This is a genomic window from Butyricimonas sp. DFI.6.44 (assembly GCF_022132345.1).
Classification (GTDB): Bacteria; Bacteroidota; Bacteroidia; order Bacteroidales; family Marinifilaceae; genus Butyricimonas; species Butyricimonas muris.
In genome coordinates, this window is the sequence record NZ_JAKNJD010000026.1 from 1 (window position 1) to 15,000 (window position 15,000).

The 15,000-nt window shown below is 48.2% G+C and carries 13 protein-coding genes, 1 tRNA gene and 1 pseudogene; 6 read left to right on the plus strand and 9 right to left on the minus strand.

All coding sequences use genetic code 11. The features are described 5' to 3' along the window. Positions 1–73: 73 nt before the first annotated feature. Positions 74–2,551: a TonB-dependent receptor domain-containing protein gene (locus L0M98_RS22380; RefSeq protein WP_227217885.1), complete on the minus strand. Its 2,478-nt coding sequence runs from the start codon at positions 2,549–2,551 to the stop codon at positions 74–76. Between the two features lie 500 nt (positions 2,552–3,051). On the opposite strand from L0M98_RS22380, the gene eno reads away from it, so the two are divergent. Together eno and L0M98_RS22390 are read left to right on the plus strand one after the other, a co-directional pair. Beyond that, entirely contained in the window at positions 3,052–4,335 is a 1,284-nt protein-coding gene (eno, locus tag L0M98_RS22385; protein WP_099291634.1) for a phosphopyruvate hydratase, read from the plus strand. A 208-nt stretch (positions 4,336–4,543) separates the two neighbouring features. Further along, positions 4,544–5,197 carry an aquaporin gene (locus tag L0M98_RS22390; RefSeq protein ID WP_099291635.1) on the plus strand — a complete coding sequence of 218 codons (654 nt, stop codon included), beginning with the start codon at positions 4,544–4,546 and terminating at the stop codon, positions 5,195–5,197. Between the two features lie 350 nt (positions 5,198–5,547). Here L0M98_RS22390 and L0M98_RS22395 read toward each other — a convergent pair whose 3' ends face one another. From L0M98_RS22395 to L0M98_RS22405, 3 genes are all read right to left on the minus strand, one after another. Further along, complete coding sequence (locus tag L0M98_RS22395; protein WP_227217884.1) at positions 5,548–7,287, minus strand: hypothetical protein; 1,740 nt, start codon at positions 7,285–7,287, stop codon at positions 5,548–5,550. Between the two features lie 99 nt (positions 7,288–7,386). Beyond that, complete coding sequence (locus L0M98_RS22740; RefSeq protein WP_370645707.1) at positions 7,387–8,646, minus strand: FimB/Mfa2 family fimbrial subunit; 1,260 nt, start codon at positions 8,644–8,646, stop codon at positions 7,387–7,389. Between the two features lie 48 nt (positions 8,647–8,694). After that, positions 8,695–9,204: a hypothetical protein gene (locus L0M98_RS22405; RefSeq protein ID WP_227217887.1), complete on the minus strand. Its 510-nt coding sequence runs from the start codon at positions 9,202–9,204 to the stop codon at positions 8,695–8,697. Here L0M98_RS22405 and L0M98_RS22410 point away from each other — a divergent pair. Beyond that, positions 9,190–9,411, plus strand: coding sequence for a hypothetical protein (locus tag L0M98_RS22410; RefSeq protein ID WP_227217886.1), 222 nt, complete (start codon positions 9,190–9,192; stop codon positions 9,409–9,411). The two genes, L0M98_RS22405 and L0M98_RS22410, sit on opposite strands and share 15 nt — an antisense overlap. A gap of 176 nt (positions 9,412–9,587) precedes the next feature. On the opposite strand, the pseudogene L0M98_RS22775 reads toward L0M98_RS22410, so the two are convergent. Next, a pseudogene (locus tag L0M98_RS22775) lies at positions 9,588–9,659 on the minus strand (hypothetical protein); the annotation flags it as partial. Between L0M98_RS22775 and L0M98_RS22780 the strand changes: the two are divergent. Beyond that, positions 9,660–9,815, plus strand: coding sequence for a hypothetical protein (locus L0M98_RS22780; RefSeq protein WP_237962011.1), 156 nt, complete (start codon positions 9,660–9,662; stop codon positions 9,813–9,815). 40 nt (positions 9,816–9,855) lie between these two features. On the opposite strand, the gene L0M98_RS22420 is transcribed toward L0M98_RS22780, so the two are convergent. Together L0M98_RS22420 and L0M98_RS22425 are read right to left on the minus strand one after the other, a co-directional pair. After that, complete coding sequence (locus L0M98_RS22420) at positions 9,856–10,440, minus strand: DUF3575 domain-containing protein (RefSeq protein ID WP_227217882.1); 585 nt, start codon at positions 10,438–10,440, stop codon at positions 9,856–9,858. Further along, positions 10,437–10,967: a hypothetical protein gene (locus tag L0M98_RS22425; RefSeq protein WP_227217881.1), complete on the minus strand. Its 531-nt coding sequence runs from the start codon at positions 10,965–10,967 to the stop codon at positions 10,437–10,439. Before L0M98_RS22425 ends, L0M98_RS22420 begins: the two co-directional genes overlap by 4 nt. Positions 10,968–11,437: 470 nt before the next feature. On the opposite strand from L0M98_RS22425, the gene L0M98_RS22430 reads away from it, so the two are divergent. Then, a complete protein-coding gene (locus L0M98_RS22430) occupies positions 11,438–12,568 on the plus strand; it encodes an ATP-binding protein (RefSeq protein WP_227217880.1) in 1,131 nt (376 codons plus the stop codon). 4 nt (positions 12,569–12,572) lie between these two features. Here the strand turns inward: L0M98_RS22430 and L0M98_RS22435 are convergent, their stop codons facing one another. After that, a complete protein-coding gene (locus tag L0M98_RS22435; RefSeq protein ID WP_186975967.1) occupies positions 12,573–13,712 on the minus strand; it encodes an ATP-binding protein in 1,140 nt (379 codons plus the stop codon). Between the two features lie 165 nt (positions 13,713–13,877). Beyond that, entirely contained in the window at positions 13,878–14,576 is a 699-nt protein-coding gene (rsmI, locus tag L0M98_RS22440) for a 16S rRNA (cytidine(1402)-2'-O)-methyltransferase (RefSeq protein ID WP_099291651.1), read from the minus strand. Between the two features lie 271 nt (positions 14,577–14,847). On the opposite strand from rsmI, the gene L0M98_RS22445 reads away from it, so the two are divergent. Further along, positions 14,848–14,919 (plus strand) — tRNA-Glu (locus tag L0M98_RS22445). The last annotated feature ends 81 nt before the right edge of the window (positions 14,920–15,000 follow it).

Genomic DNA, 15,000 nt, shown 5'->3' on the forward strand with positions numbered 1-15,000 from the left:
TTATTTTTACAAAAAAAAAGAACTGTCTAAAACTTGTTAGACAGTCCCTTTCTTTGTTTGTAGGTTTTACAAACTAAAATTCCTCTTCTATGCCATTCATTTCATTCTGTTGGCGTTGTTGTTTTTTAGGGGTGGCTTTCATGTTGCCGAAATTGTAGCTTAGGGTGAAGCGGAATACTTGCCCTTTTCTCCAGCTATCGCTATCTTGACGGAAGCCGTTGCCGGAGGTGATACTATGCCAGTTGCGGGAATTAAGGATATCCTGTACGTTTACGCTGAAAGTAACTTTCCGGTTGAAGAACGATTTCCGGGCACCGAGATCTATGCTGTAATTGGATTTCCGGTGTCCTTGGGCAATGATCCGTCTCGAATTATAATTCCCCGTTGCCTGTAGGGAAATAGCGTAGGGAAGCATGGCATTGGCGATCATTTTGGCATTCCACGAGAAATTATCATCTTTTTCCCCTGTTACCGGGGTGTCGGTTCCTTCCGGCGTGTACGAGAAGCCGTCCAGCTTGTTGTAATAGAGATTCATGGTGGTCGTTATATCCAGAAAGCTGAAAAATTTGTTTTTTGCCACGATTTCGGCTCCGGTGGACGACGATCGCGTGATATTGGCGGAAGTGCTTTTCATCACGTCTCCCTCGCGGTAGCGGATACGTTGGATGACATCATCCGTGTTCCGATAGTACGCGGAAAGTGAAAGCGTGTGTTTTTCCCAGTTCTTAATGTAGTTTACCTCGAAGGAGTTGGAGAACTCCGGATCGAGGTACGGGTTGCCATACGAGATATTGAGCGAGTCAGTCATGTTCACGAACGGGTTTAGCTGCCATCCGCGGGGACGGGAAATGCGACGGGTGTAATTTATTTGTACTTTGTTGTCTTTCGGCAGGCTGTACGAAAGAAATACACTGGGGAACAGACTGAAGTAATCATTTTTGTAAGGTTTCACCTCGCTCCGGTGTTCCCCGTAACCCAATGATTTCGTTTCGGTATCCGTGTATTCTCCCCGTAACCCGACTTGTACCCCGAATTGGTTTAATTTGGTCGAATACGTGGCATATAGAGCCTGTATATTCTGGTCGTATATGTATTTGTTGAACAATAGTTCGTCCAGCACGGCAGATGCTTCCGTTGCCCCGGAATAGGTTTCCACGGGACTTTTCCGGTTGCTGAGCGAGCCTTTGTACCCGGCTTCCACTTTACTGTCTTCGCTGAATTTATTCACGTAGTCCACTTGAAATTCCCATGATTGGCTGCGGTTGTCGCTTTCCTGTTGTTGCCATGAAGCGGTTTCTTTTCCTTCCGGGTAAAACGAGTGTTGCTTGTACGTGTCCGTACCGTCCGATTTCCACAAGTCCCATGAAGCGCGGGCAGTGATGTTGCTGTTTTTATTGAATTCGTGTTTATAGTCCAGATTGATATTATTGCCGTTCGACGAATTCTTGGAATGCGTCAGTCGTTCGCTCGTGGTGAAAGATCCCGGCACGTTGCTCTCGTAACGGATCATATTGTCCGATTTCCGATCCCCGAAGTGCGCGAATGCTTCCAGACTCAAGTGATCCTTGGGGGTAAAGTTATAGGTAATTCCCGCGCGGACGAATACCGAGCTACCGTTCCGGTCACTTTTTCCTTTCTGGTTCAAGTAGGAAACGGGGTTACCTGCTTCGTCCGTGTTCGTGCGGTTGGTATTGTCTTCCCCCTCCGATTTCCTTTGCCGGTATCCGGCGTTCAGGTAGGTTTCCACTTTGCCGCTATTGTAGTTTATATTGGCGCTGGCATTATAGCCGCCCTGTGTATCGGCTCCGGTTTGTATGCTTCCGTAATAGCCTGCTTTCCGGTCTTTTTTTAGGATAATATTGATAATGCCTGATGTCCCTTCCGGGCTGAATTTTGCCGAGGGATTGGTGATCAGTTCTATCCGTTCGATACTTTCCGCCGGAATCTGCTCAAGTATCTGTGCTTGGTTATCTGCGGTCAAGCCGGATGCTTTCCCGTTAATCCAGATCGTCACGCTGGAATTACCCCGCAGGGAGATTTCCCCCTCGTTGTCCACTTCCACGGAGGGAATATTGCCGAGAATATCACTTGCCGATCCTCCCGCTTGAGAGATGTTAGAGGCCACGTCAAAAACCTTTTTATCAATCTCGAACCTCATTTGAGCGCGTTGCGCGACTACTTGAACTTCGCTGATTGCTTGGGCATCTTCCTCCAGAAGGAGGTTGCGCAGGTTGATATTTCTCTCTTTCGAGGAGATCGTGAACTCCTTTTCCTGCGTCCGATACCCGATATAGGATGCGGAGAGAATATAAGTACCGTTTTTAATTCTACTCAAGTGGAACACTCCGGTGGAGTCGGTCACTGTTCCCGTGACTAACGTTTTGCCGGAATCTTTTGTCCGGATACTTACGTTTACAAACTCTAGGGCTTCTTTTGTCTTCGCGTCGATAATCTTCCCCTTGATACTTCCCGTTTGTCCGGTTTGCGAGAACACGGCAGTGCCCAATAAGACAAGGAAGATAGTCAAGACGACATCTTTCATTTTACTCATACACTTTATACACAATTTTGAACATTCCTCGGAGAAAGACAAGTCAATTGTAGATTTTAAATTCTAAGTTTCAAATCGCTTGTATCCTTGATCTTCCTCCGTGACAATAAGACAAATTTAATCGGAAAAGGTTTATAATGTCCTTGAAGTTTACTTTATACTTTTCTTTTTTTACGTTAGAAGAGGTTGTTAAAATAAAAAATTTCCCAAAATGAAGATAGTAACCAGCTCTCCGTCTGCTTCGCATCCTCCTTCTCTATAAACAGAGGAGGAGCTGGAATACAGTCTTGAACGTGGGAAAAGAGGTATATAGAGAGGAACTGTTTATAGTGGAGATTGTGGTAGTGGTTTTATTCAAAAGTGATGTCCTCGATAGATTCTTGACTTTATGCATTTTATAAACTTTAAAAACTTTATAAACTATTTCGGGTGACTTTTTCGTTTGTTTTACGTACCTTAGTCACAACAATTTATTTACCAACTTTTTAAAGTAAAGAAGAATGTACATTACTGAAGTTATAGGAAGAGAAGTGTTGGATTCCAGAGGGAACCCGACAGTAGAAGTAGATGTTCTTTTGGAATGTGGAGTGATGGGACGTGCTGCTGTGCCGTCCGGGGCATCCACCGGAGAACATGAAGCATTGGAATTGCGTGACGGTGATAAAAAAAGATATGGCGGTAAGGGTGTGACCAAAGCCGTGAATAATGTAAACACGGTGATTGCCGATGCGTTGTTGGGAATGGAAGTGACGGATCAAGTCGGTATTGACCGGACGTTGCTTGAACTTGACGGAACCCCGACCAAGAGTAATTTGGGCGCCAATGCTTTGTTGGGCGTATCTTTGGCTTGTGCCAAGGCTGCTGCCAATGCTTTGGAGATGCCGTTGTACCGTTATATCGGTGGGGTAAATGCTAAAGTTTTACCGGTTCCGATGATGAATATTATTAACGGGGGGTCTCATTCCGACGCTCCGATTGCTTTTCAGGAGTTTATGATTCGTCCCGTGGGGGCGGAATCTTTCCGTGAGGCTTTGCGTATGGGCGCCGAGGTTTTCCATAGTTTGAAAAAAGTACTTCACGATAGAGGATTGAGTACGGCTGTCGGCGACGAGGGTGGTTTCGCTCCCGCGTTGAAAGGGACAGAGGATGCGTTGGAATCTATTATAAAGGCTATCGAGGCTGCCGGGTACAAGGCGGGCGAGGATGTAATGATTGGTTTGGATTGCGCTTCTTCCGAGTTCTACAAGGATGGTATTTATGACTATTCCAAGTTCGAGGGGGCCACGGGTGCCAAACGTACTTCCGCGCAACAAGTGGATTATCTGGAAGAGTTGATATCCCGTTATCCGATCGATTCTATCGAGGACGGAATGAGCGAGAATGACTGGGATGGCTGGCAATTGCTGACAAAACGTATCGGTGACCGTTGCCAATTGGTAGGTGATGACCTGTTCGTGACCAACGTGCAATACTTGAAGAAAGGTATTGATATGGGGTGCGCCAATTCTATCTTGATTAAGGTAAACCAGATCGGTACTTTGACCGAAACGTTGGATGCTATCGAGATGGCTCATCGCGCAGGTTACACTTCGGTGACTTCACATCGTTCTGGGGAGACGGAGGATGCCACGATTGCCGACATCGCTGTTGCCACGAACTCCGGTCAGATCAAGACAGGTTCATTGAGCCGTTCCGATCGTATGGCAAAATACAATCAATTGCTTCGTATCGAGGAAGAATTGGGTGATAGCGCTCAATTCCACGGTCGTAAGTTTTCTAAGTAGATTACGAATTTTATAAAATAGTGAAAGTGTCCTGATGAAGGGCACTTTCACTATTTTTATCGTGTAACTTGCCATTGGAGATGGTGAAAAATAATGGCAGATGTGAATAATGGAAAGATATTTTTCTTAAACTTGTTGTTTAAATGTACAAGTGTGTTGCAATAATCGTGTGTTATTGTAATGATTATCAATCTAAATAGCAAGAATTATGAAAAAGTATTTAGCTGAAATGATCGGAACGATGGTTTTGGTGCTTATGGGATGTGGGAGTGCGGTGATTGCCGGAAGTGAGATCGGTTTCTTGGGTATTGCGTTTGCATTTGGTTTGTCCGTGTTGGCAATGGTTTACACGATTGGTAGTATTTCCGGTTGCCATATCAATCCGGCGATTACGTTGGGTGTGCTCTTGGCGGGACGAATGAGTGGCAAAGATGCCGGTATGTATATGTTGTTTCAAGTCATCGGTGCCCTTATCGGTTCGGCGATTCTTTACGTGATTTCTTCCGGAATGGGATTGGAAGGAACAGGTGCGAACATGTACGGGGAAGGTAACGCAGTGCCTGCTTTCGTGGCGGAATTTGTCTTTACCTTTATCTTTATTCTGGTTGTACTGGGGTCTACCAGTGCCAATGCACCTGCCGGGTTTGCCGGGCTGGCTATCGGTCTCGCGTTGGTGTTGATTCATATTGTTTGTATCCCCGTGACGGGAACATCCGTGAATCCGGCAAGAAGTATCGCTCCGGCGTTGTTCGAGGGTGGTAAGGCGTTGAGCCAATTGTGGCTGTTTATCGTGGCTCCTTTCTTGGGTGCTGTTTGCGCTGCCGGGGTATGGAAATATTTCGAGTGCCAGAAATGTAAATAAGATCAATATGTGATTTGATACGAAAAGTTTTTAGGGGTATAACCCTAAAAACTTTTCTTTTTTAGATACTTTTTAGGGGTATAACCCTAAATCAGTTTCTCCTGTCCCATTGTCGTTTAAGCCAAGCGACGATGATGGAACTTAGTACACCGCCCAGCAGGCTGACCGTTCCCGCGATCAGACTGTCTGCTATTTGCGAGAGAAAGGTGTTGATGCTGAGGGTGAAGAACATGCCGGTAAGAAAATAATTCATACAATTGAAAATTGAAAGTTGAAAATTGAAAATGAAAAATTCCGGCCGCCCGAGAGCGATGCCTGTGCGGCCGGAATCTGAAATCTAAAATCGTAAATCACTGAATCAATAAGCTGTCGGAAGCGCTTCTATCGAGTACCTTCACCGTGGGAAAATCGGATACCGGGGTGTCGTTATTACTTAAAATATCGAGCACGAGAGTCCATTCGTCGTATTTGTACGAACCGTCGGCGGAGCGGGTGATAAAGGTGAGAGTGCTGCTTTCGGGGCGTAGCTTTTGCGTGCTGACGCTGCTTGTTCCTGCTCTCCCGGATATGCCGCTACCGCTCGCGGGGGTGTTCCCGGGCGTTAAACTCACGCTTTGGAGGATGGGAGGCGCTCCTCCTCCGCTATCGTCGCTTTGGACTTCACCAAGGGTGGTTTGCCATGCCCCGGACGGGGTGGAGGTGCTTGTCCCGATTTTAATCTTGTCTGCAAATTCGGGTGGGATGACGATGCCCACGGGGGCGGAGTTGCCGTCGGCTCCCGTGATGGTAAGGAAGGACGATGCGTCCGTACCCGAATATACCCGAATAACGCGGGCGGATTGTTCGATGTCGGCGGCGTATATGCCCCGATTGACGATGGCTCTATTCACGAGACCGCCACTAACGGCGGGTGCGAGCGTGTATGCCGTGTTGTACTCGCCGGGGAGCGGGGCGTCGATGTCGCTGCCTTCGTTCCACGGCGCCACCTCGATGGTGGCACTGACGTTGTTCCCGTCGTTGCGCACGCGGAGGAGGTAGCGGGTGTTGGGCTTGAGCGTTGCTTCGACGGTGATGGTTTGTAACGTGCCGTTGAGAGTGCCGGTGATGGTGATTTTGTTTTTCTCCTCGCCGGAATAAGGGTAGAGGTAGAGAGCACCCGCGATGTATTCGGCGTTGCTGATATCGGAAGACGTTCCTATTTGCATACCTCGTTTCTCTAACGTGTAGGGAGGGAAAAACATGATGTTGCTTTTGTAACTTCCGTTGATTTGGGTAATCGTGAATCCCGTGGTGGCGGGGTTGCTGATGTCAAGACGCGCGACGAGGCGGTAGAGGGTGATGGGAAGCCCCTCGGCGAGGTACTCGGCGGAGAAGGGTTCGTCCACCTCTGTATAGCTTCCGTCGTTCATGGCGAGGCGTTTGGGGACGGTGCCGGTGGCGGGGAGGTAGGTATCGATACCTGTGTTTGCGCCTGTCCATGCCGCTATGTCCGCGTACGGGGTGGCGCTTGTCCGGTCGCTGCCGACGGGGATTGCCGTGTATGTCCTTGCCGTATTGTTGTCGTTTGCCACGGCGAGGAAACGGCGGAGGCGGTCGTCCTTGGGAATGCCGATGGCGGCACGGTAGCCGTCGGCATCGGGAACGAGCGTGAAGTCGTTGCCATTACCGCCGGGGGCGTACTTGTACATGCGTTCGAGGGTATAGTCCGCCTTGGCGGTGGCATCGTTGCCGTCCTGCGCGAGGTTGACGAAGCAGTAGATGTCGAGCGTGTTGACAACGGCTTCGGTTTCAATTATTTTATTGTCTGCCCGGGAGAGAATACCCGCCTCGCTTTTGGCTGTCGCCGCTTTACCCATGCCGCCGAGAGTGAGGGTGACCGCCTGCTCGCCGGGGTTCAGGCGGACGGGCAGGGTGGGATCGGTCGTGTCGAACGGCTTTTCGTCGGTGCAAGCTGCGGCTATTAGCACGAGAAGCAATTGAAAATTGAAAATTGAAAGTTGAAAATGAGGGGTTCGCCAAAGGGTTCGCCTGTGGCGAGTTGCAGGTTGCAGGTTGCCGGGAGGCGCGGGTATGGTAGGGTGTGCTTTCATGGTTGTTTATTTATTTTAGTTTCTATATTTTTGATTCCTTTTATTCTTTTCCTTTCTCTCATTTTCAATTTTCAACTTTCAACTTTCAATTTTCAATTGTTAATTGGCTCCGATGTTTCCTCCCTCTTCCCACCCGGAGGTGTTGGTTTGGAAGATGAGGGTTTGGTCTTTGCCGATTTGTATGGTGAGGTCGAATTCTTGTTGTATGTTGTCTGTGAGCCGTATACCCATTGTCCGGAAATAGGTGCTGAGGTCGACGGGGGTGATGAGTGGCGTGCCGTCACGGGTGAGGTGGACGGTGGGGCGACATTCGTCGGTGAGCCGCAAGGTGGTGAAGTTCGCCTTGACCTTGCCGCCGGCGAAGCCCGCCTGCACGGTGTACGTGCCTTTGCCTGCCTCGTCGTCATGACAGGGAAGGGTATAGTCGCCCCACGGGGAGCCTCCCGTGAAGCGGTAGCCGAGGGGTATGCCCTCGACGCACATGACGGGAGCGCCGTCGCCGCGGGCAATGGCGGGCAGCACCCCGTCCGCCCACTCGACGGTGAGGTTCAGCCGGGCGTGGGCGTGCATCAGCCCCACCCGGAGGCGGGTGACGCCGTGGCGGGGCACGGTGAACGAGGTGTTCCCGTGGTAGAGCCGCCCGACGCAGAGGTGGTGCGGGATGTCGTCGCCGCCGTGGCGGGAGGCGTTGTCCCGCGGTCGGGGATGCAGGTGACTCTCGGGCAGGTGGCTCGTGCCGGGGGTAACGTTCCGGAAGGTGCAACCGTCGGGCAAGGTGTTTGTCCATGTAATGAGGTTGTATTTACCCGGCGGAAGGCGGAACGTTCCTACCCCGGCACGGCATGAGTCACCCGGAAATTCGCCCACCAGCAAGCCGGTGGAGTCGTAAACGAATTGCCGGATGCCCGCCGCGGGAAATTCTCCCGAGGTGATGGATTGCCCGTCACTGCAAGTGTAGTCCACCCACACGTTGTAGGGACAGACAGCCAGTTCGGGGTCGAGGGTGCAGCTGGTGAGGAAAAAAATTAATTTTAGATTTATGATTGACGATTTAAGATTAAAAAACCGGTTGATTTTAGATTTATGATTTAGAGTCGCCTTCGGCGAGTTACAGGATTCATTCGCCTTCGGCGAGTTACAGGTTGCAAGTTGCATTTGCCTGCGGCAAGTTGCAGGTTGTTTTACCGGTGTTGGGGACGGTATTCCAGCTCCTCCTCTGTTTATAGAGGAGGTGGCAGTGGAGCTGACGGAGGAGTTTGTTGAGGCGGTAGTGCCACAACTCCCTCCCCCTTCCGGGGTGCTCCCTCTATAAACAGAGGGAGAGCTGGAATACTCTTTCGTCTTCGGTAAACTTTTCATCTCTATTATTCTAAATCTTTCTCATTTTCAATTTTCAACTTTCAATTTTCAATTGTTAATTGTTTTCTCCCACTCCACCACGAACTCCGTGCGTCGCAGGCGGGGGAATATATCTTTGAGCATATCGCGGTAAGGGTCGCCGTTGCGGAGGCGGATGAGGCGTGCTTCCCTGCCGTCGAAGATGTTGCATTCGCGGATGATTTGGAGTACTTCTTCCTTGTAGGGTTTGTCGGATTCGCGCAGAAGCCGGACTGTACCCTCCCAGTCTTCGGCGACGGAGTAGGCACGGAATAAGGTTTGGTCTATCGCGGGGTATGCCCGGCAGAGGTGCTTGAGCACGTTTGCCACCCGCAGGGCGGCGAGGTGCGCGTTGTGGTCGTATTTTCCCTCGGGGGAAGCGTAACCCGTGAGCGTGACGGAACGGATGGTGACAGTGGTATCCGCCAACAAAGGACGCAGTACGCTGTCGATGCGGGACAATTCCTGTCGATTGTCGCCGAAATCGGGCAGGAGGGTGTCCTCCCGACGGGATAGGCGAGATACATGATTCCTCGGCAAGAATGGTCGGCTAGTGCGTCGAGGGAATCGAGTAATCTTTCTTTCAGCACGATGAATTGCCGGATGGTTTCGCGAGCTTGCCGCAGGCTGTCGGATAGTGCTGCGTGGTCATCGCGCAACACGGTGTACTCGTCGGTGAGCGACACGTCGGGTATGACTGTCTGTACGCCTAGAATTTCGTCGGCGAGACATTCGCTGGTAAGGTAGCGAATGCCGAGAGCTGCATCGCGCATCCACGGGCTATAGGGTACTGTGACGGTATATTGCAGGGCGATGTCATGTCCCCGACGGAAGCGTAGTTCCCGGTAAATTTTGTCGGGAAGCCGGGTGAGTGCTGTTTCCCGGGCGTCGAGCTTTGCCCTGCGCTTGCCGGCGATGATGACGGCGGGAAGGGGGTTTTCCTTGCCCTTGCTCGCGAGCAGGGGTATAATGGTGACGGATGCTTTCCTCGACAATTGAAGACCGCGGGTAGTTACCGACAGTTGTACCGTGACGCTGTCGTCGGCGAGCGATACCCGTTCGAGAGTCACGCTTACCCGCGGGTGGAAGAATGCGGTGTCCGGCACGGTGGTGTTCGCGGTGGCGGTTTCGGTAACGTTCGCGAGGAATAAGAATAATATAATATAAGGTATTATTTTCATTTTCTCGTGTTTAGTTGATAAAAAACATGAGTGTCACGGCGGCTTTCGTGGGACCGAAGTAGTCGCGTTTGTAGCGAGCTTTGATATCGGCACAACCGGAACATTGGTATTTGTCGTATCGCAGCCGAATGTAGCCCAGTCCGAATGCCGCCTCCACGCCCCACCGTTTGCCGACAACCCAATGGTAGCCGTAAGTGATACCCGCCCCGAAGAGAGGTCCCCGGTAGTGATAGTTTTTCAAGCTCTTGATAAAGGATACGCCCCCGGTATCGAACCGTCCGACGAGAGCATGTACCCCGGCGAAGTGTCCCTCGAAAGTGCGGCAGAACCAATAGCGTAGTTCGGGTTGGAACAGGTAATGGCGCAGGGAGGTGTTGCCCTTGAAATCTACAAGGTTGTAGGCTCCCCAAAGATCCACGGTCAGGCGGGGATGGACGGCGAACTCGATACCGAAGTTTGGCGTCGCGGTGGCGGCATGCAGGAGATTGGTTTTTATCGCCACGTGGCGTTGTGCCTGTGTCGTGGTGACGGTTAGTAATAACAGTAAGCCGATACCTACCCATGTCGTGATATGATGGGACGCGTGTTTTTTCATAGTTCGAGGGTTTTAAGAAAAGGATAGAGAAAGTTAGCAATAACTGATCTGGGATAGTACACCCCAAAAATGGTGAATAACTCGTAGTCGTTTGACAGTTCGCGGGTTCTCTTCCTGTATAGCATTTCGACGACGCGCTCGACATACTCGTCAATAGCGGGGCAGGAGTACAAGGGTTGCAGCGTGTGAGTGATATCGTTGCAGAGAGGGAGTAGCGAACGGAAATACAGTTCGCAATAGAAATTATTGAGATCGGCGAATTGTATTTCCAAGGTTTGTCCCGGATTGAGTATTTCCACTTCCCATGCCGTGTTTGCCGGGATGAAAACAAGTTTACCTTTCCCCGCCCGACAACGGTCGAATCCGGGTATAGAAACTATACCGTCTCCGTCCAGAATAATAATCACAAGATTTTTATCTGAAGCCTCTTTTTCTATCCGACAGCTTTTAGGATAAATGTTTGCTGTTAAACACAATCCTCCTGTTCTGTCTTGATATTCAATGTTGCGATCCTCACTTGCACGCATCTTTTCAAGATTGTTTCACGTATTATTAAACGTTCGTTTAATAATATAAAAAAGAGTGTACTAAAATACCATATTATAGCTATACAGGTAATATATGATTTTATATATTTAATGTAATATTATTGAGTTGATATATAATTGATATCAAGAATGTTAGATGTCAAACTCACGCAAAGGTTTGCGTTTTTTTGAATTTATTTAGTCCATTAACAAAAAAAACAATACCTTTGTATCATAAATTCAACGATTTTTGATATATTTTTAATCTCGTTTTTGGTACTCTATGTTTTTGTAAATCTTTACTTTAGGGGAGAGTAAGTTGTCGTTTTCCTATGCCTTTTATTATGCGAGAAGTATTTTGGACGCTGTAAACGAGTGTTTTGTAAAAATCGCCAGTGTGGAGTACGATTTTAATGTAAAAATCGCCATTTGGAAAAAATACCTATCTTTTATGATTATGGAATACAATTATGGAAACGATAAAACGAATACTTGAAGATCGGATTGTAGAACGGATAACGCCCGGTAAGGCTATATTGATTTTTGGCGCTCGACGTGTGGGTAAGACGATTCTCATGCGTAAGTTGGTAGACAATTATCCCGGACGAGCGATGATGCTGAACGGGGAGGATTTTGACACATTGGCTCTGTTGGAAAATCGTACCATAGCGAACTATCGTCATTTGCTGGAAGGAGTAGAATTGCTTGCTATTGATGAGGCACAGAACATTCCTTATATCGGCAATATACTAAAACTGATCGTGGATGAAGTCGATGGTATCCGTGTGTTGGCAAGTGCGTCATCATCATTTGACTTGCTTAATAAGACCGGGGAGCCATTGGTCGGTCGGGGTACACAGTTTTTGCTTACGCCTTTTTCCCAGCGTGAAATAGCACAGACGGAAACGGCACTGGATACTCGCCGGAATCTGGAGGCACGCTTGATCTACGGTTCGTATCCGGAGGTAGTGATGGCTGATAGTTTTGAATGTAAGACAGATTACCTGCGTGATATCGTCAGTGCTTATCTGTTGAAGGATATTCTAACTATTGACGGCTTGAAGAATTCTAATAAAATGAGAGAGTTGCTCCGGCTCGTTGCCTTTCAATTGGGGTGCGAAGTTTCTTATGAAGAACTGGGAAAACAACTTGGCATGAGCAAGACTACAGTAGAGAAGTATCTCGATCTGCTGGAAAAAGTGTTTGTCGTGTATCGCTTGGGAGCCTATTCCCGCAATTTGCGCAAGGAAGTGACTAAAGCCGGGAAATGGTACTTTTATGACAATGGTATTCGGAATGCTATTATCGGGAATTTTTCGCCTTTGGCTATCCGGCAGGATGCCGGTGCGCTTTGGGAAAATTACTTGATAGGAGAACGACGAAAGAGAAGTTTGAATGACGGAACAGGGAAAGAGTTCTATTTTTGGCGCACTTATGACAAGCAAGAGATAGATTTAATAGAAGTGCACGCCGAGCAACTTACCGCCTTGGAGATCAAGTGGGGAAACAAAATGCCTCCTGTGCCGAAAGCCTTCGGGGAAGCATACCCTCACGTGGAGTATCACGTGGTGAACAGGGATAATTATTTGGAATTCGTGTAAGCGGTTAAATAATTTGTCTTTTCCAGAGTTTATGCAAAAAATCGGTTGCCGGTAAAATTTCTACACCGTTCATGACGCGTGGGGTGCGATCGAGTGACACGACGATTAGGCGCGCCTCGGGATGTTCCTCGCTAAAAGCTTTTAATCCTTTCAAGTGGCGGGATTGTACTTCTTCCGTGGATTTGATTTCAATAGCAATTTTGGCATCTCCCAGTATCGCGTCCACCTCGTAGCCGGATGTCGTGCGCCAATAAGATAGGGTATTGGTATTGTCAGTGTACCCGAGGTAAGCGATGAGTTCTTGAATGATGAGATGTTCAAAAGCATGCCCGAAATCGACGGAGCCGGGAGCTAGTTCATGACGTTTTGTTAGATAATTGACAATCCCCACGTCGAAATAATAGAATTTTGGAGATTGTATTAATCGTCTTTTGATGGCTTTCGCGTATGCCGGAATCATATATCCCAACATGGTTTCGGATAGAATGGAGAAATATTCTTTTATCGTGGGTGCGCTAACACCTGCATCGGTGGCAATGTTGTTATAATTGACAATTTCCCCGTTTGTAAGAGCTGCAATTTCAAGGAAACGGCTGAATGAATTCAAGTTTCTTGTTAGTGCTTCCGCTCGTATCTCTTCTTGTAAATAGTCGCCAATGTATGCTTGTAGGCGTTTATGCGGGTTTTCTATTAAATAATGTCTGGGAAGCATACCGTTGTTGACAGCGCGTATCAGATTGAAGTCGGGGAGTTCCTCGCTAACAAAGGGGTAGAGTACGTTTCGCACGGCACGTCCCCCTAATAGATTTGCTCCGCTTCGTTTTAGTTTTCGTGCACTTGACCCGCATAATATGAAACGAATGCCCCGATTGGTGATAAGCCAATGCACTTCATCCAATAGTTCCGGAACTTTCTGTACTTCATCTATAATGACTAAGTCCGATTCTCCGGATAACATAAGTTCCTCCCGTAAAAGTGACGGACGACGGTGTAAACGTTCGAATTCATCTGCTTTTAGCAGGTCGTAATATTTTGCTTCGGGAAATAAACTATTTAGCAATGTACTTTTCCCCGTTTGTCGTGCTCCCCATAGGAAAATGCTTTCTGTTTTAGCATCGTCTAGTTTTAAGTATCTTGTTATCATTGTATAGTGCTTTAGAAAATCATGAAAATCTAAAGTACAACTTTAGAAAATCATGAAAATCTAAAGTACAACTTTAGAAAATCATGAAAATCTAAAGCACAACTTTTGATTTTCACAAAACAAAGATATGGAATTTTCTATTTTCTGTGACATTTTCTGTGACATTTATTCGGAATCTTCCTCCGTTTCCTTTTTGGGTTTCCCCTCGACGATGATGACGATTTCGCCTTTTACACCTTTTTCGGTGAAGTGTGTGATCAGTTCTTTGAGAGTACCCCGCTGGAAGTCCTCGAAGAGTTTGCTGATCTCGCGGGCAACACAGGCATGGCGGCTTTCCCCGAAAAATTCAGCCATTTGCTCTAACGCTTTGACAAGGCGGAAAGGGGATTCGTAGAAAATCATCGTGCGGTCTTCCTCGGCGAGGGAGATGAGTTTTTTTTGCCGTCCTTTCTTTTGCGGCAGGAATCCCTCGAAGCAGAAACGGTCGCAGGGAAGCCCCGAATTGACGAGGGCGGGCACGAAGGCAGTTGCCCCGGGCAGACATTCGGTTTCTATACCTTGCTCTATACAGGTACGGACGAGCAGGAAGCCGGGATCGGAGATACCGGGTGTGCCCGCGTCACTGATCAAGGCGACGTCCTCTCCGCGGGCGATGCGTTCGGCGATGCGGCTCACTTGCTGGTGCTCGTTGAACTTGTGGTGCGAGAGCAGAGGGGTGTTGATCTCGTAATGCTTGAGCAATTTCGCGGATGTGCGGGTGTCCTCGGCAAGCACGAGAGGTACTTCTTTTAATATACGGAGTGCTCTTAGCGTGATGTCTTCAAGGTTGCCGACGGGGGTAGGGATAAGGTACAGTTTTGCCATATAATTTGAAAATTGAAAGTTGAAAATTGAAAGTGAGGTTTCAAGATTCAACGATTTAATATCCGCAAAGGTAGGAATATATCTATGATTTTATTCATAATTTGACGATATTTCTCTTTTAGAGAGGAGATGCCCGCCGAGTGTTTGGGGTGATTTACAGAGATTTGGGAACGTAAATATCGCTAAAAGCGTGTGTTAGTGAAAAAAAAATAGTGATTTCTTTGGTTGGAATGAAATTTGCCGTATATTTGCAACCGCTAAAGCAAAATATGGTCCGTTCGTCTAGGGGCTAGGACGCAAGATTCTCATTCTTGTAACACGGGTTCGATTCCCGTACGGACTACAAAGCTGATAATAATCGGCTTAGCGATGGTCCGTTCGTCTAGGGGTTAGGACGCAAGATTTTCATTCTTGTAACACGGGT

Excerpts from the sequence above, each read along its gene's own strand:
- L0M98_RS22380 (WP_227217885.1), bottom strand. The coding sequence starts at position 2,551 with ATGAGTAAAATGAAAGATGTCGTCTTGACTATCTTCCTTGTCTTATTG.
- eno (WP_099291634.1), top strand. The coding sequence starts at position 3,052 with ATGTACATTACTGAAGTTATAGGAAGAGAAGTGTTGGATTCCAGAGGG.
- L0M98_RS22390 (WP_099291635.1), top strand. The coding sequence starts at position 4,544 with ATGAAAAAGTATTTAGCTGAAATGATCGGAACGATGGTTTTGGTGCTT.
- L0M98_RS22395 (WP_227217884.1), bottom strand. The coding sequence starts at position 7,287 with ATGAAAGCACACCCTACCATACCCGCGCCTCCCGGCAACCTGCAACCT.
- L0M98_RS22740 (WP_370645707.1), bottom strand. The coding sequence starts at position 8,646 with ATGAAAAGTTTACCGAAGACGAAAGAGTATTCCAGCTCTCCCTCTGTT.
- L0M98_RS22410 (WP_227217886.1), top strand. The coding sequence starts at position 9,190 with ATGATTCCTCGGCAAGAATGGTCGGCTAGTGCGTCGAGGGAATCGAGT.
- L0M98_RS22420 (WP_227217882.1), bottom strand. The coding sequence starts at position 10,440 with ATGAAAAAACACGCGTCCCATCATATCACGACATGGGTAGGTATCGGC.
- L0M98_RS22425 (WP_227217881.1), bottom strand. The coding sequence starts at position 10,967 with ATGCGTGCAAGTGAGGATCGCAACATTGAATATCAAGACAGAACAGGA.
- L0M98_RS22430 (WP_227217880.1), top strand. The coding sequence starts at position 11,438 with ATGGAAACGATAAAACGAATACTTGAAGATCGGATTGTAGAACGGATA.
- L0M98_RS22435 (WP_186975967.1), bottom strand. The coding sequence starts at position 13,712 with ATGATAACAAGATACTTAAAACTAGACGATGCTAAAACAGAAAGCATT.
- rsmI (WP_099291651.1), bottom strand. The coding sequence starts at position 14,576 with ATGGCAAAACTGTACCTTATCCCTACCCCCGTCGGCAACCTTGAAGAC.